At 72.5% G+C, this 23,735-nt stretch carries 20 protein-coding genes; 14 read left to right on the top strand and 6 right to left on the bottom strand.

Annotated elements, in window-relative coordinates:
- Window positions 1–10 precede the first annotated feature (10 nt).
- From OG494_RS32830 to OG494_RS32810, 5 genes are all read left to right on the top strand, one after another.
- The gene (locus OG494_RS32830; RefSeq protein WP_328445349.1) at window positions 11–796 is read left to right on the top strand and encodes a DUF5336 domain-containing protein; all 786 of its coding nucleotides are present in this window, start codon (window positions 11–13) and stop codon (window positions 794–796) included.
- Window positions 797–942: 146 nt separating this feature from the next.
- Window positions 943–2,445, top strand: coding sequence for a cell division protein PerM (locus OG494_RS32825; protein WP_442874309.1), 1,503 nt, complete (start codon window positions 943–945; stop codon window positions 2,443–2,445).
- Window positions 2,446–2,524: 79 nt separating this feature from the next.
- On the top strand, window positions 2,525–3,142 hold the full coding sequence (gene purN, locus OG494_RS32820) for a phosphoribosylglycinamide formyltransferase (protein WP_328445346.1): 618 nt from the start codon (window positions 2,525–2,527) through the stop codon (window positions 3,140–3,142).
- Window positions 3,132–4,703, top strand: a complete 1,572-nt coding sequence (gene purH / locus OG494_RS32815) for a bifunctional phosphoribosylaminoimidazolecarboxamide formyltransferase/IMP cyclohydrolase (protein WP_328445344.1) — start codon at window positions 3,132–3,134, stop codon at window positions 4,701–4,703. The genes purN and purH overlap by 11 nt, the downstream gene beginning before the upstream one ends.
- A gap of 27 nt (window positions 4,704–4,730) precedes the next feature.
- Window positions 4,731–5,495 (top strand): hypothetical protein, encoded by a 765-nt coding sequence (locus OG494_RS32810; protein ID WP_328445342.1) that lies wholly within the window; start codon window positions 4,731–4,733, stop codon window positions 5,493–5,495.
- Between the two features lie 7 nt (window positions 5,496–5,502).
- Here the strand turns inward: OG494_RS32810 and OG494_RS32805 are convergent, their stop codons facing one another.
- Window positions 5,503–6,255, bottom strand: a complete 753-nt coding sequence (locus OG494_RS32805) for a hypothetical protein (protein ID WP_328445340.1) — start codon at window positions 6,253–6,255, stop codon at window positions 5,503–5,505.
- A 45-nt stretch (window positions 6,256–6,300) separates the two neighbouring features.
- Window positions 6,301–6,861 carry a GNAT family N-acetyltransferase gene (locus tag OG494_RS32800; RefSeq protein WP_328445338.1) on the bottom strand — a complete coding sequence of 187 codons (561 nt, stop codon included), beginning with the start codon at window positions 6,859–6,861 and terminating at the stop codon, window positions 6,301–6,303.
- 647 nt (window positions 6,862–7,508) lie between these two features.
- On the opposite strand from OG494_RS32800, the gene OG494_RS32795 reads away from it, so the two are divergent.
- The 4 genes from OG494_RS32795 to OG494_RS32780 all read left to right on the top strand — a co-directional run bounded on the left by OG494_RS32795 (window position 7,509) and on the right by OG494_RS32780 (window position 14,174).
- Window positions 7,509–8,219 (top strand): hypothetical protein, encoded by a 711-nt coding sequence (locus OG494_RS32795; protein WP_328445336.1) that lies wholly within the window; start codon window positions 7,509–7,511, stop codon window positions 8,217–8,219.
- Window positions 8,220–8,634: 415 nt separating this feature from the next.
- The gene (locus tag OG494_RS32790; protein ID WP_328459094.1) at window positions 8,635–10,200 is read left to right on the top strand and encodes a DNA polymerase Y family protein; all 1,566 of its coding nucleotides are present in this window, start codon (window positions 8,635–8,637) and stop codon (window positions 10,198–10,200) included.
- 2 nt (window positions 10,201–10,202) lie between these two features.
- Window positions 10,203–10,853: a hypothetical protein gene (locus OG494_RS32785; RefSeq protein ID WP_328445334.1), complete on the top strand. Its 651-nt coding sequence runs from the start codon at window positions 10,203–10,205 to the stop codon at window positions 10,851–10,853.
- Window positions 10,854–14,174, top strand: coding sequence for an error-prone DNA polymerase (locus OG494_RS32780; protein ID WP_328445332.1), 3,321 nt, complete (start codon window positions 10,854–10,856; stop codon window positions 14,172–14,174).
- Between the two features lies 1 nt (window position 14,175).
- On the opposite strand, the gene OG494_RS32775 is transcribed toward OG494_RS32780, so the two are convergent.
- Window positions 14,176–14,898, bottom strand: coding sequence for a class I SAM-dependent methyltransferase (locus OG494_RS32775; protein WP_328445331.1), 723 nt, complete (start codon window positions 14,896–14,898; stop codon window positions 14,176–14,178).
- Between the two features lie 288 nt (window positions 14,899–15,186).
- Here OG494_RS32775 and OG494_RS32770 point away from each other — a divergent pair, with 288 nt between their 5' ends.
- Together OG494_RS32770 and OG494_RS32765 are read left to right on the top strand one after the other, a co-directional pair.
- Window positions 15,187–15,660: a VOC family protein gene (locus OG494_RS32770; RefSeq protein ID WP_328445330.1), complete on the top strand. Its 474-nt coding sequence runs from the start codon at window positions 15,187–15,189 to the stop codon at window positions 15,658–15,660.
- Window positions 15,661–15,713: 53 nt separating this feature from the next.
- Entirely contained in the window at window positions 15,714–16,301 is a 588-nt protein-coding gene (locus OG494_RS32765) for a pentapeptide repeat-containing protein (RefSeq protein ID WP_328445329.1), read from the top strand.
- 56 nt (window positions 16,302–16,357) lie between these two features.
- Here the strand turns inward: OG494_RS32765 and OG494_RS32760 are convergent, their stop codons facing one another.
- Complete coding sequence (locus OG494_RS32760) at window positions 16,358–19,210, bottom strand: TNT domain-containing protein (RefSeq protein ID WP_328445327.1); 2,853 nt, start codon at window positions 19,208–19,210, stop codon at window positions 16,358–16,360.
- 188 nt (window positions 19,211–19,398) lie between these two features.
- Here OG494_RS32760 and OG494_RS32755 point away from each other — a divergent pair, with 188 nt between their 5' ends.
- Both OG494_RS32755 and OG494_RS32750 read left to right on the top strand, forming a co-directional pair.
- On the top strand, window positions 19,399–20,256 hold the full coding sequence (locus OG494_RS32755) for a bifunctional methylenetetrahydrofolate dehydrogenase/methenyltetrahydrofolate cyclohydrolase (RefSeq protein WP_328445325.1): 858 nt from the start codon (window positions 19,399–19,401) through the stop codon (window positions 20,254–20,256).
- The gene (locus tag OG494_RS32750) at window positions 20,253–20,576 is read left to right on the top strand and encodes a DUF3017 domain-containing protein (RefSeq protein ID WP_442874308.1); all 324 of its coding nucleotides are present in this window, start codon (window positions 20,253–20,255) and stop codon (window positions 20,574–20,576) included. Before OG494_RS32755 ends, OG494_RS32750 begins: the two co-directional genes overlap by 4 nt.
- Before the next feature lie 55 nt (window positions 20,577–20,631).
- Here OG494_RS32750 and OG494_RS32745 read toward each other — a convergent pair whose 3' ends face one another.
- Both OG494_RS32745 and OG494_RS32740 read right to left on the bottom strand, forming a co-directional pair.
- Window positions 20,632–21,825, bottom strand: a complete 1,194-nt coding sequence (locus OG494_RS32745; RefSeq protein WP_328445324.1) for an MFS transporter — start codon at window positions 21,823–21,825, stop codon at window positions 20,632–20,634.
- Window positions 21,826–22,020: 195 nt separating this feature from the next.
- Window positions 22,021–22,344, bottom strand: coding sequence for an ArsR/SmtB family transcription factor (locus OG494_RS32740; RefSeq protein ID WP_328445322.1), 324 nt, complete (start codon window positions 22,342–22,344; stop codon window positions 22,021–22,023).
- 110 nt (window positions 22,345–22,454) lie between these two features.
- On the opposite strand from OG494_RS32740, the gene OG494_RS32735 reads away from it, so the two are divergent.
- Window positions 22,455–23,633 (top strand): MFS transporter, encoded by a 1,179-nt coding sequence (locus tag OG494_RS32735; protein WP_328445320.1) that lies wholly within the window; start codon window positions 22,455–22,457, stop codon window positions 23,631–23,633.
- The last annotated feature ends 102 nt before the right edge of the window (window positions 23,634–23,735 follow it).

The following is a 23,735-nucleotide window of genomic DNA, read 5'->3' as shown; positions in this document are numbered from 1 at the left end:
GTGCATCCCGATGACCTTCCCCAGCGGTGGGCCTGGCTACCCCCAGCAGGGTGGCGGCCAGCAGCCCCCCGGACCCCCGCCTCCCGGCGGCTTCCAGCAGCAGCAACACCAGCCGCCGCACTCGCACCAGGCGGCGTCGGGCCTCTCCGGCCTCCCGCAGAACCTGCCGCTGCTGCTCGCGCTCGTCGTCGCGGTCCTCGGCCTCGTCCAGTACTTCCTGGGCTTCTCCGACAACGCCGACCTCGGGCTCGGCACGACGTTCCTGCTGGCCGGCGGCCTGCTCGCCGGGATGCACGCCCTGCCGAGGGGGCCGCGGACCCTGCCGTTCGCCGCGTTGTTCAGCGTTCTCGGCACCCTCGAGGTCCTGGACACGCTGGTCTCGCTGCAGAACACGCCGGGCCTCGTCATCGTCGTGCTGATCCTGGCGATCCTGCAGATGCTCGGCGCGGTCGGCGCGCTGCTCATCGAGTACGACGTCGTCAAGCCGCCGGCGCCGAAGCCCGCCGCGCCGTCCTACGGCGGCCAGTACGGCCAGCCGGGCGGGCAGCAGCAGTTCGGCCAGGGCGGACCGCAGGGCGGGCCCCAGTACGGCCAGCAGCAGCCGGGCCCGGTCTCTTCGACGGGTGAGCCGTCGGCGCCGTTCCCGCAGCCGGGCCAGTACGGCTCGCCGAACCCGCCGTCCACCACACCGCCGCCGCAGGCCACGACGTACGCCCCGATGCAGGGCCAGTTCTTCCAGCAGCCGCCGTCGGACAACCCGGGCACACCGCCGGGGGGATTTGGCAAGTCGAGCTGACGCGAACCGCTCGAAAACACCCGCTGTGACGCTCCGTGTCACAGCGGGTGTTTTGCACCCGGGGGTTACCCGACCGGGTGGGTTAGTTTCGCCACGCAGGCCGGAGGCGGCGTGGCTCACCCGTCCGGACCAGCCCGGATGTCAGGGTGCGGATCATGGACCTGCTCACCCGCGACCCCCGCGAAGAGCCGGTGAGCGACTTCGAAGCCGACGTAGTACCCACCGGTGCGGCGCGGGTGCGGGTGTTGCTCGCGGCCGCGCTCGGCCCGCTGGTCACCGGCTACGCCGTCGTCGCCACCGTGCTGACCCTGGTCACGCTCACCGCCGAGCGCACCGTCTTCTCCGGCTTCGGCGTGCTGCTGGCCGCCGCGCCCGGCTGGCTCGCCGCGCACCAGGTGCGCCTCGGCATCGGCGGGCACCCGCTCGGCCTGCTGCCGCTGCTGCCGACCCTCGGCGCGGTCGCGCTGGCCGCGCGGACGGCGTCCGGCGCCGCCCAGCGGCTGGGCTGCCGCTCGCCGCGTGAGGCGCTGCCGGTGTTCGTCACGATCACCGGCGCGCACGCGGTGTTCGGGCTCGTCATCGCGCTCTGCGCGCAGGGCTCGCCGGTGACGGCGAACCCGCTGGTCGCCTGCGCCGTGCCCGGGCTGCTCGCCGCCGCGGCCTCGGCCGTGGGCATCGCCGCGTCCTGCGGGCTGCCGGACTTCGTCGCCGAGCGCCTCGACCCGATGGCGCTGCGCGGGATCCGGGCCGGCGCGCTGGGCCTCGCGCTGCTGCTGGCCTGCGGGGCCGCGGTCTTCACCGTCGCGACCGCGGCGTCCTGGTCGACCGTGGCCGACATGTACGAGCCAGGCCTCGGCAACAGCTTCGGGCTCTTCCTGCTTTCCGCGCTGTACCTGCCCAACGCCGTGACGGCGTCGCTCTCGTTCGTCACCGGCCCCGGGTTTTCGATCGGCCCTCTGAACGTCGGGATGTTCGGCTACCGCGGCGGCACCGTCCCCGGCGTCCCGATCCTCGGCGGGCTGCCCGAGCACGCGAGTGCCTGGTGGCCGGCTCTGCTGGTGCTGCCGGCCGCGACCGGGGTGCTGGTCGGCTGGTCGCTGCGCAAGGTCGACGCCGATCCGGCCCAGCGCATCCGCACGGTCGCGGTCGCCGGCGCGGTGGTCGCGCTCGGCTGCGTCCTGCTGGGCACGTTGTCCGGCGGCCGGCTCGGCGACGGCCCGTTCGACCCGGTGAATGTGCCGGTCGGGGTCGCCTCGGTGGTCGCGTTCTGCTGGATCGTCATCCCGGGCGCCTTCACGGCGTTCTTCGCGGGCGAGCACGAGCCGCCCGCGCCGCCGGAAGCCCTCGAAGACAACGAAGCGTTCGAGGACGCCGAAGACGTCGACGCCGACGAAGCAGCCGAAGCGCTCGAAGACTTCGAAGACGTCGAAGAGTCCGAAGAGGACGAAGAAGGTCCGGACGAGGAAGACGCCGAGTTCGAAGCCGAGGCGGACGCCGAACTCGGCTTGGACGAAGCGGCGCTTTCACGTGAAAGTGACGCCTCCGAGGACCCGTCGCTTTCCCGGGAAAGTGCCGCCGAGCACGACGAGGCTGTGACCGGAGGCACCGAGACCTGCGGCGACGTCGAGCCGGGCGAGGCCGACCGTTAGGGTTGAGACGACCTGGTGAAGCGCCGTGCGCCCTGGCTGCGCACCGCTCGGCGGCAAGGAGCCTGCTCTGTCTCAACGGTTGGAGCTGCCCACTCCGGTGAAGCTCGTCGTGCTCGCGTCGGGCTCCGGCACCCTCCTGCAGGCGCTGCTGGACGCCACCGGCCGGTCGGGTTTCCCGGCCAAGGTCGTCGCCGTCGGCGCCGACCGCACCGGCATCGAGGCCCTGACCCGCGCGGAACGCCTGAGCATCCCGGCGTTCACCGTCCGCGTCGCCGACCACCCCGACCGCGCCGCCTGGGACAAGGCGCTGGCCGAGGCCGTCGCGGCCTACCAGCCCGACCTGGTCGTCTCGGCCGGGTTCATGAAGATCCTCGGCGAGGAGTTCCTCGGCCGGTTCACGGTGCTCAACACACACCCGGCGCTGCTGCCGTCGTTCCCCGGGATGCACGCGGTCCGCGACGCGCTCGCCGCCGGCGTGAAGGTCACCGGCTCGACCGTGCACTTCGCGGACGCCGGCGTCGACACCGGGCCGATCATCGCCCAGGAGGCGGTCGTCGTGGACAACGACGACGACGAAGACGTCCTGCACGAACGGATCAAGGCCGTCGAACGCAGGCTGCTGGTGGAAACGATCGAGCGACTCGGCCGCGGTGGCTGCACCGTGGACGGACGAAAGGTGACATTTCGTGAGCACTGACCTGGGACGGCGTCCGGTCCGCCGGGCGCTGATCGGCGTCTCGGACAAGGCCGGCCTCCTGGACCTCGCGGCCGGCCTGCACGCGGCCGGCGTCGAGATCGTGTCCACCGGCGGCACGGCGAAGGCCATCGCCGACGCGGGTGTCCCGGTCACGCCGGTCGAGCAGGTCACCGGGTTCCCGGAGTCGCTGGACGGCCGCGTCAAGACGCTGCACCCGAACGTGCACGCCGGGCTGCTCGCCGACCAGGGCAACCCCGGCCACGTCGAGCAGCTGAGCACGCTCGGGATCGCGGCGTTCGACCTGCTGGTCGTCAACCTGTACCCGTTCACCCAGACCGTCGCGTCCGGCGCGAGCCCCGAGGACTGCGTCGAGAACATCGACATCGGCGGCCCGGCGATGGTCCGCGCGGCGGCGAAGAACCACGGCAGCGTCGCGGTCGTCGTCGACCCCGCCCGCTACGGCTGGGTGCTCGAGCGCGTCGCCGACGGCGGGTTCGACTTCGCCGACCGCAAGCGGCTCGCGGCCCAGGCGTACGCGCACACGGCGGCCTACGACACGGCCGTCGCGTCGTGGTTCGCCAACGTCTACGCCCCCGATGAGGACAGTGTCGACTCCGGCTTCCCGGACTTCACCGGCGCCACCTGGGAGCGCGCCGACGTCCTGCGCTACGGCGAGAACCCGCACCAGAAGGCCGCGCTGTACAAGAGCCAGGCCCCGGGCCTGGCGCACGCCGAGCAGTTGCACGGCAAGGCCATGTCCTACAACAACTTCGTCGACACCGACGCCGCCCGGCGCGCCGCGTTCGACTTCGCCGAGCCCGCCGTCGCGATCATCAAGCACGCCAACCCGTGCGGCATCGCGGTCGGTACCGACATCGCCGAGGCGCATCGCAAGGCGCACGCCTGCGACCCGGTTTCGGCGTACGGCGGTGTCATCGCGACGAACCGGCCGGTCAGCCGCGAGGCGGCCGAGCAGATCGCCGACGTCTTCACCGAGGTCGTGCTCGCGCCGGACTTCGACGCCGAGGCGCTGGAGATCCTGCAGCGCAAGAAGAACATCCGGCTGCTCAAGCTGCCGGCGATCGACCGGCCGTCGCCGATCGAGTTCCGCCCGATCTCCGGCGGCGTGCTGGTGCAGACCGTCGACGCGATCGACGCGCCGGGCGACGACCCGGCGTCGTGGACGCTGGCCACCGGCACCGCGGCCGACGAGCAGACCCTGCGCGACCTCGAGTTCGCGTGGCGCTCGCTGCGCGCGGTGAAGTCGAACGCGATCCTGCTGGCCGCCGACGGCGCGACCGTCGGCGTCGGCATGGGCCAGGTCAACCGGGTCGACTCGTCGCGGCTGGCCGTCTCGCGCGCGGGTGATCGCGCCAAGGGCTCGGTAGGCGCGTCGGACGCGTTCTTCCCGTTCCCGGACGGCCTGGAAGTGCTGGTCGAGGCGGGCGTCCGCGCTATCGTGCAGCCCGGCGGTTCGGTCCGCGACCCCGAGGTGATCGCGGCCGCGGAGAAGGCGGGCGTCACGATGTACCTGACGGGGACGCGGCACTTCGCGCACTGACCCGCGCGCTTCGAGAGGGAGGGCTCGATGCAGCAACCACCGCAGTACGGTCGAGGTCAGCAGGGGTACCCGGGTCATCAGCAGCAGCCCGGGTACCCACCGCAGCCGGGTTACCCCCAGCAGCCCGGTTATCCGCCGCAGCAGGGATATCCGCCGCCCGGGTACGGCGGTCCGGTGCCGCCGCCCAAGAAAAGGAAGACCGGGCTGATCCTCGGCATCGTCGGCGGTGTCGTCGTGCTGCTCGGCGCCGGCATCCCGCTCGGCATCTTCGCGGGCGACTACTACGCGAGCACCGGCGCGGACCCGGTGTCGTCGCCGGTGCCCACCGAGTGCCAGATCCCCGCGCCGGCACTGGAAAAAGCCGGCTTCCCGAGCTTCGTCAGCGGCAACCCCGGCGCCGCCGCGGCCGTGCCGGGCCTGAAGCAGATCGGTTGCGGCTTCAAGCCGGGGCCGGACGAGAACGTCCGTGACGCCACGCTGAACATCCGGGTCGTCGAGTACTCCGGCGAAGGCGCGCAGCAGCAGGCGAAGAACAACTTCATGCCGACCAAGCCGGAGGTGCCGCCGATCGAGGTGCGCGGCCTCGGTGACAAAGCGGCGCTGGTCCGCCTGATCACCCAGAGCGCGTTCAGCGGCGCCGAACTGCACGTGCTCAAGGGGACGAGCGTCTTCACGGTCGAGGTGTCCGGCTGGGACAAGGGGTTCTTCTCGAACTCGCCGATTCCCCAGCAGGAAGCCGACGACGCGGTGAAGACCGTCGGCGCCGAGGTCGTCAAGAAACTGCCGCGCTAGGAGCGGCTCACGAGGGTGCCGGCAGCGCCTTGCACAGCGCTGCCGGGAACTTCGGGTCGGCCGCCCGGATCTCCGCGCAGCCCGCGGACTTCGCCTGCGCGAACGCCGTCCAGCCGGCGTCGCTCCAGCGGAAGGCCGTGCGGGACGGCGGGTCGGTCTGGTGCGTCAGCAGGTCGAGGACCAGCCAGTTCGAGTCGCAGGCGCGGGTGGCGCCGCTGCTCTCGGCGCCCGTCGCGGACACCGCCGCGCCGATCCAGGCGGGGTCGCAGTGGTCGGCCGGTGGGGCGCAGGTGCCCTGCGGGGCGCAGTGGCCCCAGCCGGCGCCGAGCTTGTGCCAGGCGTTGCCGTTGTCGGCGTTGAAGATCACCGTCCGGTCCGCGATCGGCCCGGTCGTGGCCAGCCGCAGCTCGGCGGGCACCTTGTCCTCGCAGCCGCCCGCCGCGGGCCGCGTCGAGTAGACGACGTCCGCGCGGATGTCGGTCTTGGCCTCGGTGACCTGCTCGATCCGCGGCTCCCGGACACAGCCGGGGTCCGGGCCGGGCAGCGCGACCTGGACGAACAGGCTGAACGGGTCGGGACCGGGACGGATGCCGGTGACGTCGGCGCGGAACGAGCGCCACTCCGGGCCGATGGTCGTCGGCCCGGGAGCCGCGGCCTTCGCGCCGGGCAGGCCGCTGCCGCCGGACGCGAGCACGACGGCCAGCACCACGCCCGCCACGACCAGCACCCCGGCCGCCCACAGGATCGGTCTCTTCGCCATCGCCACCCCCGGAAGTCACCGGGGAATCTAGCCGACCCCGCAGCGTCAGACGGGTGGACCGGGCTTTTCGCGCTCTGTGACGTTCTCCGTGCCGTCCTCCGTGCCGTTCTCCGTGCCGTCCTCCGTGCCGTTCTCTGGGCCGTTCTCTGGGACGTTCTTTTCGAGATGGACGGCACCCCGGATGTGGCCCGGCGCGCCCGGGGCGTCGGTGAGCCGGTAGCCGGCCCGCTCGTACATCCGGATGTTCCGGGCGCTGCGGGCCCCGGTGAACAGGACGAACGTGCGCACGTGCGCGGGCGCCTGCGCCTCGGCGTGCTCGAGCAGCCGCCGGCCCAGCCCGCGGCCGGCGAGGTCGGGCGCGACCATCAGCCGGCCGAGCTCCCAGCGGCCGCCGTCGAGCCGGGCGCGGACCGCGCCGACCAGGCGGTGGCCGTCCCGCAGCGTCCACACCGACCACTTCTTCGTCCAGTCCCGCAGGTCTTCGAGGGTCTCGTGCAGCGCGGGGATGTCGAGGGTGTCGTTGAGGATCGCCTCCTGGACCCAGCAGCAGCGCTGCAGGACCAGCAGTTCGGGGCCGTCGTCGGACCGGGCTTCGATGATGTCCACGGCGGTCTGTCTATGACGCGGCCCGGCCGCGGGCAACTTCATTACGGCGGCGGGGTGACTTCCGGCCCGTTCGACGTCGTCGGCCCGGCTCCCGGCGCCGTGGGAATCGCCGGTCGCGCCGCGCGACCGGCCGCGCACCCCGCGGGCGGTGCACGGCTTCGCCGTCACCCTGACCGGCAGGTCCTGGTGCGTCCGCGCGAATCGGGCCAGTGCCTCTTCGACGCCTTGCGCGGGAGCGGTTCGTAGCCGGCCACCCTCGTGCGCCGAGCCTGGCCGACAGTTCCTCCGGGTGCCGGATCCTGCCGGTGTCGTGCATGGCCGCCCCCGAACAGGGCGGCTCTGAACTGCGGCAACGGGGGTGACCGAGCAGCTTGTGGCGATCGGTGGCGAGCCGGTTCGGCAGGTGTTCACGGCCCTGGACGACCTGCTCGACCGGGTCGCCGCGGGCGGCTGGTGTTCCCGTCGTCGTACCCCACTTGTGGGTGACTTGACAGGGTCGGCCGTTCGCGGTTGACTGAATGCATCGAACAGGTGTTCGATGATGGTAATGGATCCGCCGCCTTCCCCGCGGCGTGCCAGTGCCGCCGGTCGTGTTTTGGGAGAGGCGCGGCCGTCGTCGCTGGTCCGTTGGTGGGGAGGTGCGTGCGGTGACCGCTGTGGTGGAGCCGCCGGTGGCCCGGCTGGCGGCCCTGCCCGGGGTCAGCACGGCGAGCCGGGTCGCGGCCCAGGCCGGCCAGGCGGGGGCGACGGGAGGGGTGCTCCCGGTCGTCCCGGCGCTGGCCGGGTTGCTGCCCGACGCCGGCCTCCGGCGCGGAACCACCGTGGCGGTCCACGGGGCGAGTTCACTGCTCCTCGCCCTGCTGGCCGAAGCCACCGCCGCCGGGTCGTGGGCGGCGGTGGTCGGCCTGCCGTCACTGGGCCTCGCGGCGGCGGCCGAGTACGGCGTGGACCTCGCCCGGCTGGCGCTGGTCCCGCGTCCGGGCGCGGAACTGCCGGCGGTGGTGGCGGCCCTGCTCGACGGCGTCGACCTGGTGGTCGCCTCGACGTCGACGATCCAGCCGTCCGTGGCGCGGCGGCTGTCGGCGCGGGCCCGCCACCGCGGCGCGGTCCTGCTGGCGTTCGGTGCCTGGCCGGCCGCGGACGTCGAGCTGTCGTGCCGCCTGGACGCCTGGTCAGGCCTCGAGGACGGCTACGGCCACCTCCGCGAACGCCGTGCGCTGATCCGTTCCCGCGGCCGCGGCGCGGCGGCCCGCCCGGTCTCGGCGCACGTCCACCTCCCCACCCCCACTGGCTCGCTCCGCGCTGCCGCCGCACCCCGTCTCGCCCCGGTCTCCCCGCTGCGCGAGGAGACCGCATGACCCAGTCCACAATGGACGCTCGCCTGGCCGTCCCCGCCAAGCACCACCCACCCAACCTCGCAAGCCAACCCGTCAACTCCGCAATCCGACCCTCCAGGTACGCGAGCCGACCCTTCAGGTACGCGAGCCGACCTTGCGGGTACGCGAGCCGGCCGTTGGCATGCGTGAGGCGGCCGTCCACCTCCGCGTCTTGCCCCGGCGGGCACGTGTGTCGACCCTTCAATCACGCGAGTCGACTCCTCAATCACCCGTGTCGACCTGCCAACCACGTGGCGGGCGGGCTCGTCCGCGCGCCGAGGCTCTGTCGAGACCGGCACGGCCGGGGCAGCGTCACGAGCGGCGACATCGACGGCCCGCTGCGGGAGGGCACATGACCGTCCCCAGCCAACGCGGCTCCTCCGCTCTCCCCACCCGGATGCTCGTCCTCTGGTGCCCGGACTGGCCCGCTGTCGCCGCGGCGGCTGTTGGTGGGGTTGCCGTTACCCGGGCCGCTGCCGTCTTCAATGCCAACCGGGTTGTCGCCTGTAACGCCGTCGCGCGGCGGGATGGGGTGCGGCGGGGGATGCGGCGGCGGGAGGCGCAGTCGCGGTGTCCGGACCTGGCCGTCTTCGGGGCCGATGACGGGCGTGACGCTCGGCTGTTCGAGGCCGTCGCGCGGGCGGTCGAGGCGCTGGTGGTCGGGGTGGAGGTGGTGCGGCCCGGGCTCGTCGCCGTGCCGGTTGCCGGGGCCGCGGGGTACTTCGGGGGTGAACACGCGCTCGTCGAACGGCTTGTCGACGAGGTGTCCGCCGCCGCGGGGGTCGAGTGTCAGGTCGGCGTGGCCGAAGGGCTCTTCGCCGCGACGCTCGCCGCTCGGCGAAGTGAGTTCGTCGAGCCCGGGCAGGTCGCCGAGTTCCTCGCTCCGCTGCCCGTCACCGAGCTCGACCAGCCGGACGCCGACCGCGCGGAGCTCGTGAACCTGTTGCGACGGCTCGGGTTGCGGACGCTCGGCGCCTTCGCGGCCCTGCCCGAGCGCGACGTCGTCAACCGCTTCGGTGCCGACGGGCTGCTCGCGCACCGGCTGGCGCGGGGGCGCTCGGAACGTCCGCCGCTGCGGCGGCGTCCACCGCCGGAACTGACGCTCACCGAGGAGTTCGACCCCGTCATCGAGCGCGTGGACGTCGCGGCGTTCCTCGCCAAAGGCCTCGCGACGCGGTTCTGCGCCGGGCTGGCGGGCCACGGCCTGGCCTGCACCCGGCTCGGCATCCACGCCGTCACCGAAGACGGCGAACAGCTCGGCCGGGTGTGGCGCTGCGCGGAACCGCTGACACCCGCGGGGGTCGCCGATCGTGTGCGCTGGCAGTTCGAGGGCTGGCTGCGGGCCGCGCCCGGGCACCGTCCGAGGTCCGGCGTGGTGCGGCTGCGGCTGGAACCGGAGGAGACCGTCGAAGGGCGGTCGCTGCAGCTCGAACTGGGCGGCGAAGGCGGCCTGGAGGAGGACAACGAACGCGCGGCGCGGGCGTTCGTGCGGGTCCAGGGCCTGCTCGGGCCCGAAGGCGTGCTCACCCCGCTGCTCGACGGCGGCCGCGACCCGGTGGCCCGGATCCGGCTCGTGCCCTGGGGCGACCCGCGCGAGCGGACGACGCCGGCGGAGGCCACCTGGCCGGGACGCCTCCCCGCGCCTTCCCCGGCGACGGTCCTCGACCGGCCGGTCCCCGCCCAGGTCTTCGACGCCGAAGGCCGGGCCGTCGGGATCACCGCCCGCGAGTGGGTCACGGCGGCCCCGCGCCGGCTGAGCGTCACCGGTGGCGCGCAGCGAGACGTCGTGGGCTGGGCCGGCCCGTGGCCGCTCGCGGGCAACCGGCGGCAGCCGGGGCCGCAGCGTGCCCGGCTCCAGCTGCTCCTCGCGAGCGACGGTCCGGACGAGCCACCCGAAGCGGTGCTGGTGCACTGCGCGGGCACCGAGAATCCTTTGTGGACGGTTGAGGGAGTGTACGACTGAGCATGGACGAGGACTACGCACGCCTGCTGCGCGACTGGCTACGCGCCACCCCGGGGGCGCCGCGGCCCCGCGGGGAATCCGACGACGTGGAGATCCCGGCACCCCGGCTGTCCGACGAGAACCGCCGCCGGGGCAAGGCCGGGGACCGGACCGTGCCCGCGGACGGAGGTGACTCGGGGCAGCCGCGGGAACCGGCACGCCGCACGACAGCCGAAGACCGAGGTGGCCTGGCGCTGCCTCGCGATCCGGAGGACCTGGGGGAGACCGAAGAGCGAACCGATCAGGAGAGCCGGACCGCGGCCGAGGAGCGGAGCCGCTGGAACCACCCGGCCAACTGGCACCGTCGGAAAGCGGCGGAGCGAGCGGAGATCGGCGACCGCGTGGCCGAGCCCGAGGAGCCGCGTTGGCCGCTGCGCGATCCCGACGACCAGGCCGAGCCGCCGAGCCGCCGGCGTCCGCTCGACGAGCAGAGGCCGTGGCGAGAACTCGACGACGCCATCGAGCGAAGCCGCCGTCAAGAGCTCGAGGCGGCCCGCGAACGCTGCCGTCGCAACCATCCGTCGAATTGGAACCGCGACAACCGGAACAACGACAACGGGAACAACGACAACCGGAACAACGACAACGACGATCCCGGGAACCGGAGCCGCTAGATGGGCTGGAACAACCCGCCCGTCCCCTGGAAGGACCTCGCGAGGCGGCTGGACGGCGTGCCCGGCGACCACGGGGACAGCCCCGCCTGGAGCCGGCACCGTGAGGGCTACCAGCGCCCGGACGACCTGTCCGGGCGCGGTACCGACGACGGCGGGGAGGCCGTCCGGGTGCCCTACGCCGAGCTGCACTGCCATTCCAACTTCAGCTTTCTCGACGGCGCCAGCCATCCCGAGGAGCTGGTCGAAGAGGCCGCGCGGCTGAACCTCGACGCCATCGCCCTCACCGATCACGACGGGATGTACGGCGTCGTGCGCTTTGCCGAGGCCGCGCGGGAACTCGGCGTGAACACGGTCTTCGGGACCGAGCTGAGCTTCGGGCTCCAGGGCCCGCAGAACGGCGTCGCCGATCCCGAAGGCGAGCACCTCCTGCTGCTGGCGCGCGGCGACCAGGGCTACCGGGCCCTCTGCCGTGCCATCACCGCCGGGCAGCTGGCCGGGTTCGACGGCGCGGGTGACAAGGCCGAGAAGGGCAGGCCCCGCTACGACCTCGGTGCGGTCGCCGAGGAGGTCGCCGGGCAGTGCGTGGTGCTGACGGGCTGCCGCAAGGGCGCGGTGCGCTCGGCCCTCGTCACGCACGGCCCGGCGGCCGCCGCGGAGAAGCTCAAAGACCTCGTCGAGCGATTCGGCCGCGACAACGTCTACGTCGAGCTGACCGATCACCGCCAGCCGCTCGACAGCACGCACAACGACCTGCTCGCCAAGATGGCCGACGACCTGGGCCTGCCGACCGTCGCCACCACCGCCGCGCACTACGCCCGGCCGGAGCGGGCCCGGCTGGCCGACGCGCTCGCCGCGATCCGGGCCCGGCGGGCGATCGACGACCTCGAAGGCTGGCTGCCCGCGGCCGGCGCCGCCTTCCTCCGCTCGGGCGCGGAGATGGACGTGATGTTCCGGCGTTATCCCGGCGCGGTACGGCGTTCGGCGTTGCTGGGCATCGAATGCGCGTTCCCGCTCAAGCTCATCGCGCCGAAGCTGCCGCCCTTCGACGTGCCCGAGGGCCACACCGAGACGACCTACCTGCGGGAGCTCACCGAAGAGGGCGCCAAGAAACACTTCGGTGGCAAGGACCACGAAGAAAAAGCCCGGGAACAGATCAAGCACGAACTCGCCATCATCGAAGAGCTCGGTTTCCCCGGCTACTTCCTGATCGTCTGGGACATCGTGCGGTTCTGCAACCAGCACAACATCCTCTGCCAGGGCCGGGGCTCGGCCGCGAACTCGGCCGTCTGCTACGCGCTCGGCATCACCAAGGTCGACTCCGTCGCCTACGAGCTGCTCTTCGAACGCTTCCTCGCCCCGGACCGCGACGGCTATCCGGACATCGACCTCGACATCGAGTCCGACCGCCGCGAGGAGGCCATCCAGTACGTCTTCGCGAAACACGGGCGGCTCAACACCGCCCAGGTGGCGAACGTGATCACCTACCGCGCCCGGTCCGCGGTCCGCGACGCCGCACGGGCGCTGGGGTATTCGCCGGGCCAGCAGGACGCCTGGAGCAAGCAGATCGACCGCTGGGGCTCGTTGCGCGACACCGAAAAGGACCACGACCACGACATCCCGGACGAGGTCGTGCAGCTCGCCTTCGCGCTCGAGGACTTCCCGCGCCACCTGGGCATCCACTCCGGCGGGATGGTCATGTGCCAGGAGCCGGTCAGCCAGGTCGTGCCGGTCGAGTGGGCGCGGATGGCCGACCGCAGCGTGATCCAGTGGGAGAAGGAGGACTGCGCCGCCGCCGGCCTGGTGAAGTTCGACCTGCTCGGCCTCGGCATGCTCTCGGCGCTGCACTACATGCTCGACCTCGTCGAGGAGTACAAGGACGAGAAGATCGACCTCGCCGAGCTGGACCTCACCGACCAGAACGTCTACGAGATGCTGGGCCGCGCCGACGCGGTCGGCGTCTTCCAGGTGGAGAGCCGGGCGCAGCTCGCGACGCTGCCGCGCCTGAAGCCCGACGAGTTCTACGACCTCGCCGTCGAGGTGGCGCTGATCCGCCCCGGCCCGATCCAGGGCGGTTCGGTGCACCCCTACATCCGCCGCAAGCAGAAGAAGGAAACCTGGACCTACGACCATCCGCTGCTGGAAAAGGCCCTGCACAAGACCAAGGGTGTGCCGCTGTTCCAGGAGCAGATGATGCAGATCGCGCTGGATGTCGCGAACTTCACCGCGGCGGAGGCCGACCAGCTGCGGCACGCGATGGGGTCGAAACGCTCCGAGCGGAAGATGGACCAGCTGCGGCAGCGGTTCCTCGAGGGCGCTGCCACGAACGGCGTTGAAGAAGACCTCGCGAAGAAGATCTTCCTGAAGCTCAAGGCGTTCGCGAACTTCGGCTTCCCCGAGAGCCACGCGCTGAGTTTCGCGCACCTGGTGTTCTCCAGCGCCTACTTCAAGCTCTACCACCCGGACGCGTTCCTGGCGGGCCTGCTGCGCGCGCAGCCGATGGGCTTCTACTCACCGCAGTCGCTGGTCGCCGACGCGCGCCGCCACGGCGTCACCGTGCACGGCCCCGACATCAACCGCAGCCTGCCGCACGCGACGCTGGAAGTGTTGCCGGACAAGGGAAAGCTGCACGCCGTACGCACCGGTCTGGGCACGATCCGGTTGATCGGCGAGGAGCTGGCGAAGAAGATCGTGGCCGAGCGCGCGAAGGGCGACTTCACCGACATGGCCGACGTCGCCCGCCGCGTCCGGCTCAGCACGCCGCAGATCGAGGCGCTGGCCACGGCGGGAGCGTTCGAGAGCTTCGGCGGCGACCGCCGGCAGGCGCTGTGGACGGCCGGCGCGGTCGCCGGGGAACGCGCGGAAAAGCTGCCGGGCCTGATCAGCACGCAGGCGCCGACGCTGCCCGGGATGGACGGCCTCGACGTCGCGGCCGCGGACGTCTGGGCGACCGGCGTCTCGCCGGGCAGCTACCCGACCGAGTTCATCCGCGACCGCCTCGACGCGCTCGGCGTCGTCCCGGCCGGCCGGCTGGCCGACCACGACGACGGCGCGCGCGTGCTCATCGGCGGCGCGGTCACCCACCGGCAGCGTCCGGCGACGGCGGGCGGGATCACGTTCCTCAACATCGAGGACGAGACGGGGATGGTCAACGTGATCTGCACGCTCGGCCTGTGGCAGCGCTACCACCGCGTCGCGCGCGGCAGCTCGGCGCTGCTGATCCGCGGCGTCGTCGAGAAGGCCGACGGCGTGGTCAGCGTCCTCGCCGATCGGGTCGAGGCGCTGCCGATGCGGATCAAGGCGAAGTCGCGCGACTTCCAGTGAGTCAGGGGCGGCGGACGATCGTGATGATCTCCGGGCTCGCGTCGGTCACGGGCGTGCGGTCCCAGAAACCGAACTGCTCGTCGACGACCAGGCCGGCCTCCTCCACGAAGGCGGAAAGCGAGGCTACGTCGAGGAAACGCAGCGTGGACTCGCTGTACTTCGGCGCGTCCCAGTCCGGGCTCTCGAAGGTCGTTTTGAAGGTCACGCGGCCGTCCACCAACGGCCCGGCGTCGTTCCACGAACGCACCGTGCCCGCTTGCCACACGTGATCCGGCGTCCAGCGCTCCCAGGCGCGGCGCGCGGGGTTGCGCGTGTCGAACCCGAACCGGCCGCCGGGCTTGAGCGCGCGCCGGATCGCCGCGAACGCCGTCCGCAGCTCGTCGTCGGTCAGCAGCACCTGGAACGCGTGCCCGGTCATCACCGCGAAGTCGAACTCGCTGTCCCACCGCGCGGTCGACAAATCGCCGAGCACCCATTCGACGTCGTCGCGGCGGCGGGCCTGCGCGAGCATGCCCTCGGCCGGGTCGAGGCCGACCAGCCGGCCGGTGTGGCCGGACTCACGCGCCCAGTGCAGCAGCGAGCCGGTGCCGCAGCCGACGTCCAGCACCGACTCCGCGGCCATGATCATCGGCAGGTAGAACTCGAAGTCGCCGGAGCTCTCCCGCGGGTTGAGGGTGTCGTACAGCGAGGCGAGGCCGGGGTCGGCGAAGGCGTGATCGGGCACGTCGTCACGCTAATGACCGGCGGGGGAGAACTCACCCGGTTTTCGGCGTCAGGCCCAGCAGGCCCGAGACACTCTCGACCTCGGCGACGAGCGTGCCGTCCGGCGCGCGGTCAGCTCGGCCGGGTCGATCCCGGCGGCCTGGGCGCACGTCCAACTGCAACGGGAAGTTCTCGAAGCACGCGCGGTGACCGCCGGCGGCCGCAGCGGAACTCCCATGACGCCGGTATGCAGCGGTCAGGACCCGTCCTATTTCGCCTCTAGCGTCGTCCGCACAACCAAGGAGGCACCATGGTCAACCCCGTTCCCGACGGCTACACGACGGTCACCCCGTGGATCATCGGCCGCGACACCGCCGGCCTGCTCGACTTCCTGAAGCGCGCCTTCGACGCCGAGGAGATCGCCCGGGTCGTCGGCGAGGACGGGAAGATCGGGCACGCCGAGGTCCGCGTCGGCAACGCGGTCGTGCTGGCCTTCGACTCCCGCGACGACTGGCCCGCCACCCCGGCGTACCTGCGGCTTTACGTCCCGGACAGCGAACAGACGCAGCGGAAGGCCCTGGCAGCGGGCGCGACCGAGGTGACGCGGCAGACGGAACTGTTCTTCGGCGACCGCGTCGGACGCGTGCGCGACCCGTTCGGCAACCTCTGGTGGATCCAGACGCGACTGGAGGACCTCGATGAACCAGAGCTGATGCGCCGCTCGCAGCTGCCTGAGTACGTCGCGGCGATGAACTACGTCCAGGGCGCGGACCTGGTCAACTGACGTCCACAGTGGACGGTTGCGGCCGGGTCGCGGGCGTGTGGCACCCTGGGGCCGTGCTGGAAACCGGGGAGGACTACCGCGAAGCGGGGTTGTCCGGCCAATGGTGGGAAAAGCGCCGGTTCACCGGCTGCGACTTCACCGGGGCGGACCTGAGCGGGCTGCAGACCCGCGGCTGCACGTTCGACGACTGCGACTTCAGCCGGGCCGATCTGTCCCGCTCGCGGCACGAGGCCTCGGCGTTCCGCTCGTGCACGTTCGACCGGACGGTCCTCGTCGACAGCCGCTGGTCCTCGTGCTCACTACTGGGTTCGTCGTTCGGTGACAGCGGCTTCGGCGGCATCGCGCTCACCGAGTGCGACCTTTCGCTGGCGTCGCTCGCGAAGGCGCGCCTACGCCGGCTCGGGCTGTCCGGGTTGCGGCTGCGCGAAGCCAACCTGATGGAGGCCGACCTCACCGGCGCCGACCTGCGCGGCAGCGACCTGACGGGCGCCCGGCTGCAGGGCGCGAAGCTCGACGGCGCGGACCTGCGCGGCGCGCGTCTCGACGCGAACGCCCTGGTGCAGGCCGACTTGCGGGGCGCGCAGGTCGACATGGAGACCGCGATTTCCTTCGCCGCGGCCCACGGCCTGGTCGTCCGCTAGACAAACAAAAACCGGCGGCGAGCACAGGGTGCTCGCCGCCGGCTTCGTGGACGGACTCAGTCGATCGGCGGTTCGCCCGGGTCGAGCTCGAGCAGGGCGCCGTCGGCGACCAGTTCCTCGATCGACGCCGGGAGCAGGTACGCCGACCCGCCGCCGGGCTGGTTGAACCACGGGATCGCGACGCCGGCGAGCGTCTCCAGCGGCCGCTGCACCCGGTACACGTGGTACGTGCGGTTGATCCACTCCGGCACCAGCGACCGCTCGGCGAACGGCGTGCCCGCCGCGTACGTCAGGTTGCCGTTCGGGCCGCCGAAGCGGTCCAGCTCGCTGCCCGCGGGCAGCTCGCGCAGCTCCTTGCCGCGGAACAGCGTCAGCGGCGGCTCACCGGACATCGGCCCGATCGGCCACTGCTGGTTACCGCCACCACCACCGCCGTTGACGGCCGGGCGGGCCGGTTCCGGCCGCCCCTGTCCCGGCGGGACCAGCGGGGCGCCCTGGGGCACCGGCGCCAGGACCGTCGGCGCCGACTGCGGCGGCTCACGACGCGGCGGGGCCAGCGCCCCGGGCGGCGGTCCGGCCTGCTGCTGCGCCATCGGCGGCGGACCACCCGGACCTCCCGGGCCGGCGGGCACCGGCGCGGGCGGGCCGGGCTGACGCACCGGCGTCGGCGGCTCGTCGTCCTCGAGGTCGCCGAACAGCTCCTCGGCGCTGGTGAACGCCGTCTGCTCCTGCGGCGGCACCGGCTCGGGCTTGCGGACCGGGTACGAGCCGGTCGCGATCTCCGGCGACAGCGTCGCGACGACCCGCTGCGGCGCGGGTTCCGGCTCGGGCTCGGGTTCCGGTTCGGGCTCCGGCGCGGGCGGCTCCTCGGCGGGCACGTGGCCCTCCGGGTGGAGCAGCAGCTTGCCGAGCATGAACGCGGCCGCGTCCTCGGCGTCGCCGAACACCGCGGGGTTGCTGAGCTTGCCGTCGTACCAGCCGACGCGCCAGCCGTCGTCGACTTCCTCGACGCTCCAGCCGTGCTCGGCCGGCTCGCCCAGCTTGTAGCCGCTCTCCGGGACGTCGAGTTCGTCCAGTTTGGACTGCAGCCCGGCGAGCACCGGGTGGTCCGGCGTCTCGCGGCGCAGCGCCCGCCGCCCCGACCGGGGGGCCACCGGCGGTGCGGGCTCGGCCTGCGGCGGCGCCTGGACGGCCGGCTGGGGGGCCGGCGGTTCCGGCACCGGCAGCACGCCGGGCACCTCGGGCTGGGTGATCATGGTCGGCGGGCCGGGGTCGAACGCGGCCGCGTGCGCCGGCTCGTCCTCCCGCCGGGGCTGCCCGGCCTCGAACGCGGAGCGCGCGGTCTCGTCGTCGGGTGCGTCGTGGTCGTCGTGGGCGTCGAACCCGTCGTCGTCCCGCACCGGCGGCTGGAACACGGTCCGCCCGGCGGCGTCCTGTGTGGGCTCGAACACGGCGTGGGCCGGCTCGTCGTCCGGCTGGGCCTCTTCGTGGCGGCCTGCAGGGAAGGCGTCTTCCGGCTCCGGCCGACCGGAGTCGAACGCGACGCCGTCGTGCGCCGGTTCCTCCTGCCCGATCGGCTGGTCGGGGACGTACTCCGCGGTCTCGTCGAGGTCCGGCACGCGGCCGGGCTCCGGCGTCGTGCCGTTCGACCCGGCGGCGTGCCCGGCCGGCTCGTAGTGGCCGTCTTCGGCGTACTGGTCGTCCTCGGCGAAGCGGTCGTCGAACTCCTGGTCGTCGTAGCCCTCTTCGGAGTACTCCTGCTGCGGCTCGCCCGCGGCGGGGTACGCGTCATCCTCGTAGTGCTCCTCGGCCGGGGCCTCGGGCTCCACGGGCGCGTGGGTCAGGAGCGGCGGCTCGACCTGTGCGGGCGGCTCCTGGTGCTGCTGCGGCGGCGCCACGGGCGGCACCGGCGGGGCCGGGGGAGCTTGCGCGGCCATGGCGGCCGGCGGCGGGCCCGCGGGGGCCTGCTGCTGGGGCGGCGGTCCCTGCGGTTGCTGCGGGGGCGGTCCCTGCGGCGGCGGCCCGGCGGGACGCTGCTGCTGCGGGTTGCCCCGGGTCAGGTACGCCCCGGCGGCCTGCAGCGTCGGCTCGTCCACCGGCGGCAGCTTGAAGCCGACCGCGCGGACGTGCTCGACCAGGTCCGGCTCCGGCGAGACGCCGTACTTCTGCAGGTAGAAGTTGACGGCGGCGGGCCAGATCCACTGGCCGTCGCTGTGGAACGCGACCGGCACGGTGGCTTCGGGCGTCTGAGCCAGCCGGTCGATGTCGTAGCCGCGCTCGGTGACGACCAGGGGAGCCCGGTCGAGGTACTCGAGCATCCGGTCCTGCTCGTCGACCTCGAGGTCGGGCCGGTTGATCACCGGCCGGCCCGCGGGGCCGATCGTGTCGAAGATCCGGGCGATCCGGAAGTGCGGCCCCGGCTGCTCCGGGCCGAGCCCGGACATCCGCCGGATCAGCCACTCGGGCACGTTCTCCTCCGTGCGGGGGAACATGCGCAGTTCGTCCGAATAGGCCTGTGGGGGCGGCGCGAGGTTCCACACGGGTTCGTCGCGGTTGTACTCGAGGTTGTAGCTGGACGGGTGGTCCAGCTGGTACCGCGCGTTGAACCAGGTACCCCGGCCGTCGCGGTACATCCCCCCGCGCAACCGCCCGAAGAGGGTCGCGATGTCGTGGGTGGCGAGCCATTCGTGCACCGTGCCGTCCTCGGTGACGATCTCGCCGGTCAGCTCGTGGTACCTCCCGACGGCTCGGTACTCCGCGCTGACCTTGCGCCAGTCGCGGGGGGCGGCGCGCAGCAGTGCCAGCCCGATCTGCTTGACCAGGGTGTCCTGCTCCGTCGCGTTCAGCTGCGTCGTCGGTTGTGCCACGGGGACATTTTGACTGTTCGCGCGCGCGAGTGCACCCCGCATGTGGGTTTTGCCGCTCGGCTACCCCGCGACACCCGGTCTGACCTCGCGTGATGCGACGTGCCATAGATCACAGGTTGGTCGCGGACAAGATCACGGACGGGCGCTCCGGGAGTGGCGATGAGTTTACGGGCTGCGACCGCGTACGCCTGGAAGCGACGCGCGGGCGCCCCTTTGCCAGAATGGACCTCGTGACGGCGAAGATTCTCGACGGCAAAGCCACCAAGAACGCCATTTTCGCGGAGCTCGAGCCGCGCGTCGCGGCGCTGGCCGCGAAGGGGGTGACGCCGGGCTTGGGCACCGTCCTGGTGGGAGACGACCCGGGGTCGCACTCGTACGTGCGGATGAAGCACGCCGACAGCGGCAAGATCGGCGTCAACTCGATCCGCCGCGACCTGCCGGCCGACATCACCCAGGAGAAGCTCGAGGCCGTCGTCGACGACCTGAACGCCGACCCGGCCTGTCACGGCTACATCGTCCAGCTGCCGCTGCCGAAGCACCTCGACGCCAACCGCGTCCTCGAGCGCATCGACCCGGAGAAGGACGCCGACGGCCTCGCGCCGGTCAGCCTCGGCCGCCTGGTGCTGGGTCAGCGCGGCGCCCTGCCGTGCACGCCGTACGGGATCATCGAGCTGCTCAGGCGCCACGGCGTCGAGCTGAACGGCGCGCGCGTCACCGTCGTCGGCCGCGGCATCACCGTCGGCCGCACGCTGGGCCTGCTGCTGACCCGCCGCAGCGAGAACGCCACCGTCACCTTGTGCCACACGGGCACCCGCGACCTCGCGGCCGAGGTCCGCCGCGCGGACATCGTGGTCGCCGCGGCCGGCGTGCCGGGGATCATCACGCCGGACATGGTCGCCCCGGGCGCCGCGGTGCTCGACGTCGGCGTGTCCCACGTGGACGGCAAGCTCACCGGCGATGTTCACCCGGACGTGGCGGAGGTGGCCGCCTGGATCTCGCCGAACCCCGGCGGCGTCGGCCCGATGACCCGGGCGATGCTCGTGAGCAACGTCGTCGAAGCGGCGGAGCGCTCGGTCCAGGCCCGATGACCATGACCGAAGACCGGCAGGACCAGCGGGACCGCCGGCCACGGCAGCCGCGGTTCACGCAGCTGCCGTTCGCGGCGGTCCTGGTGGTCGTGGCGGTCGCCGCCCTGCGGATCTTCCAGTACCACTGGCGCGAGGGCGCGGCGCTGATCGGCGCCGCGCTCCTCGTCGCCGCGGTGCTGCGGGCGGTGCTGTCGACGGAGAAGGCCGGGCTGCTGGCCATCCGCGGCAAGGCCGTCGACATCGTCACCTACGTGGGCCTGGCCGCCTTGATCCTGTTCGTCGCCTTGACGATCATCGGCGGCCCGCTCAGCTCCTCTTAGGACGTCCCCAAGCGCAGCTTTCGTAGGGAAAGATGCGTCGTTTGGGACGAGGCTCTCAAGATGTGAGAGCCAAGTCCCGGTGCGCTCCGCGGCGCTCGGCTTTGGCTTCGCGGCGGTCCAAGGTGCCCGAGACGATGGCCAGTGAGAGTCCGAAGACGGCCAGGAGGGCGCCGACCCAGTTGGGGGCGACCAGGCCGAGGCCGCCGGCGATGACCAGGCCGCCCAGGTACGCGCCGATCGAGTTGGCGATGTTGAACGCCGACTGGACCGCCGCCGAGACGAGCGACGGCGTGCCGCCGGCCTTCTCCATGATCCGCGCCTGCATCATCGGGCCGATCATGAAGCCGGCGACGCCGACGAAGAAGATCGTGATCGCGGCGCCGACCTTGCCCTGTGCGGTGATCGTGAAGATGCCCAGCACGCAGGCCAGCGCGAGCAGCGCCGCGTACAGGCCCGGCATCAGGGCCTTGTCGGCCAGGCGGCCGCCGAGCAGGTTGCCGATCGTCATGCCGACGCCGGCCAGGGACAGCAGCAGCGTGACGTTCGACGGCGAGTAGCCGGCGACGTCGGTCAGCATCGGCGTGATGTAGCTCAGGCAGGCGAACACGCCGCCCAGCCCGAACGTGACGATCGCCAGCGCCAGGTGCACCTGCGGCCGCTTGAACGCGCTGAGCTCCGTGCGCAGCGACGCTTCGGCGGGCTTGCCCTGGTGTGGCACCAGTTTCGCGATGGCGGCCGCGGCGACCAGCCCGATCACGGCGACGACGCCGAAGGTGGCGCGCCAGCCGACCTGCTGGCCGAGCAGCGTGCCCAGCGGCACGCCGATGACGTTCGCCAGGGTCAGCCCGAGGAACATCATCGAGACGGCCTTGGCGCGCTGGCCGGGGCCGACGAGACCGGACGCGACGACCGCGCCGGCGCCGAAGAACGCGCCGTGGGGCAGCCCGGCGAGGAACCGGAACGCGACGCCGAACTCCTGGTTCGGCGAGAGCGCGAAGAGGGCGTTGCCCAGCGTGAACAGGCCCATCATGGCCAGCAGCATGGTCTTGCGCGGCAATCGGACGGCGGCTGCCGTGAGCAGCGGGGCGCCGACGACGACGCCCAGGGCGTAGCCGGAGATCAGGTAGCCGGCGGTCGGGATGTCGACGCCGAAGTCGGCGGCCGTCTGGGGCAGCACGCCCATCATGACGAACTCGGTGGTCCCGATGCCGAAAGCTCCGATGGCGAGCGCGAGCAGCGCGACGGGCACGGCACTCCTTCCAAGGTGAGAAATCGATTACCCGGCCGTCCCGATCTCAGGTGCTGGATCGGTTCAGTCCGGGGGCAAAAAGGAAGACAGCTACCCGGCATCGACGCCGTGAGCTGCCCTGCCCACAGTCCAACCGACGAGGGGGGTCGTTGTCATCCCGATATCGGGTGACGATCCACACCCGGGGCGCGCCGGTCAGCGAGGCGCCGCGAGGACGCCGTCCAGCAGGCCCGGGAACAGGGCGTCAAGATCCTTGCGGCGCAACGAGTTGAACCGCGTCGTGCCTTCCTGGCGGCCGGCGACGACGCCGGCCTGGCGCAGGATGCTCAGGTGGTGGGTGATTGTGGACTTCGTCACCGGCACGGTCAGCCCGCCGCACGCGATCTCGCGGCCTTCCGCCGCCAGCTGCCGGACGATCCCCAGGCGCACGGGGTCGGCGAGGGCGCGGAGCACGCCTTCGATGGTGATCTCGTCCTGCTCGGGGTGGACGAGCGGCGGCAGCGTCACGGACTTGGCCATGAGTTCATAGTACGACGCCGGTCGAAATTGTCGCCACCGCGTAGTACGGTAGTCGTCGAACTACGACGTTCGTCGAACCAATCACCCGTTCCGCTTTGGGGGCTCCACCCATGTCCGCACCCTCGTCCTCGAGGATCTCGGTCCTCGCCTTCGGCGCGTTCGGCGTCGGGACCAGCGGTTACATCGTCGCCGGGCTGCTGCCCGCGCTGACCGGCGAGCTGCACGTCTCGGCCACCGCCGCGGCGCAGCTCGTGACCGCGTTCGCTATCGCGTACGCGATCGGCTCGCCGTTGTTCGCCGCCGTCACCGGCACCTGGGAACGGCGCACGCTTCTGGTCGCCGCGCTCGTCGTCACCGCGGCCGGCAACCTGTTCGCCGCGCTCGCGCCCGGCTACGGCACGCTCCTGGTCGCCCGGGTGGTGACCGCGATCGGTGCCGCGGTGTTCACCCCGGCGGCGAGTGCTGTCGCGGCCCAGCTGACCAGCCCCGAACGCCGGGGCCGCGCGATCGCGCTCGTGTTCGGCGGCCTGACCGTCGCGCTCATCTTCGGCGTGCCGCTGGGCAGCCTCATTTCGCAGCACCTCGGCTACCGGCCGGCGTTCGCGCTGGTTGCCGCGTTCTCCCTGGCGAGCGCGCTGGCGGTGCGGCTGGCGCTGCCGTCGGTCGCCGCGCCGCCGCGGGTGAGCCTGAGCGAGCGGTTCGCGGCCGGCCGTGACCCGCGCGTGCTCGTCATGCTGGCCGTGACGGTCCTCGGGTGCCTCGCCGCGTTCATGGTCTACACGTTCGTGTCCCCGCTGCTGGCCGCGACCGCGGGTGTCCACGGCACGGCGGTCACGGTGCTGCTCTTCTGCTACGGCGTCGGCGGGGCGGTCGGCAACTTCGCCGGTGGCCGGGCGGCCGACCGCTGGGGTTCACGCGCGCCGCTGCTCGTCGTGACGGCCGGGATCACCGTCGTGCTGGCGCTGCTGCCGATCGCGACGACGACGCCGATCGCGGCCGGCGTCACGCTGTTCGTGTGGGGCGTGGCGACGTGGTCGTTCAGCCCGCCGGTGCAGCACCGCCTGATCGAGCTGGCCCCGGGCCACGCGGGCCTGGTGCTCTCGCTCAACGCGTCGGCGATCTACCTGGGCGTCGGCCTGTCGGGCGTCGTCGGCGGCGCGGTCCTCGACTCCGCCGGCCCGCTGGTGCTGCCGGAGGTCGCGGCCGCGCTGACGCTCGTCGCGCTGCTGCTGGTGAGCCTGGCTTGGGGCCGGGTGCGCGAACGCCGCGAAGAGGTCGCCGTCGGCTGAACGCGCCCCGCCCGAGGTGCTGGACCTGTTCGACACCGTCGTCGAATTCCCCTGGTGGGCACCGGCGCAAGCCTGTCTCGTGCTGGACGAACTCGCCGGCCT

Source organism: Amycolatopsis sp. NBC_00438 (assembly GCF_036026695.1).
GTDB lineage: Bacteria > Actinomycetota > Actinomycetes > Mycobacteriales > Pseudonocardiaceae > Amycolatopsis.
Note: the sequence above shows the minus strand (reverse complement) of the source record. Positions and strands in the feature narration are given on the sequence as shown.

Coding starts and splice junctions, on each gene's coding strand:
- OG494_RS32830 (WP_328445349.1), top strand. CDS start 11: ATGACCTTCCCCAGCGGTGGGCCTGGCTACCCCCAGCAGGGTGGCGGC.
- OG494_RS32810 (WP_328445342.1), top strand. CDS start 4,731: ATGCAGCAACCACCGCAGTACGGTCGAGGTCAGCAGGGGTACCCGGGT.
- OG494_RS32805 (WP_328445340.1), bottom strand. CDS start 6,255: ATGGCGAAGAGACCGATCCTGTGGGCGGCCGGGGTGCTGGTCGTGGCG.
- OG494_RS32790 (WP_328459094.1), top strand. CDS start 8,635: ATGCTCGTCCTCTGGTGCCCGGACTGGCCCGCTGTCGCCGCGGCGGCT.
- OG494_RS32785 (WP_328445334.1), top strand. CDS start 10,203: ATGGACGAGGACTACGCACGCCTGCTGCGCGACTGGCTACGCGCCACC.
- OG494_RS32780 (WP_328445332.1), top strand. CDS start 10,854: ATGGGCTGGAACAACCCGCCCGTCCCCTGGAAGGACCTCGCGAGGCGG.
- OG494_RS32770 (WP_328445330.1), top strand. CDS start 15,187: ATGGTCAACCCCGTTCCCGACGGCTACACGACGGTCACCCCGTGGATC.
- OG494_RS32760 (WP_328445327.1), bottom strand. CDS start 19,210: ATGCGGGGTGCACTCGCGCGCGCGAACAGTCAAAATGTCCCCGTGGCA.
- OG494_RS32750 (WP_442874308.1), top strand. CDS start 20,253: ATGACCATGACCGAAGACCGGCAGGACCAGCGGGACCGCCGGCCACGG.
- OG494_RS32740 (WP_328445322.1), bottom strand. CDS start 22,344: ATGGCCAAGTCCGTGACGCTGCCGCCGCTCGTCCACCCCGAGCAGGAC.
- OG494_RS32735 (WP_328445320.1), top strand. CDS start 22,455: ATGTCCGCACCCTCGTCCTCGAGGATCTCGGTCCTCGCCTTCGGCGCG.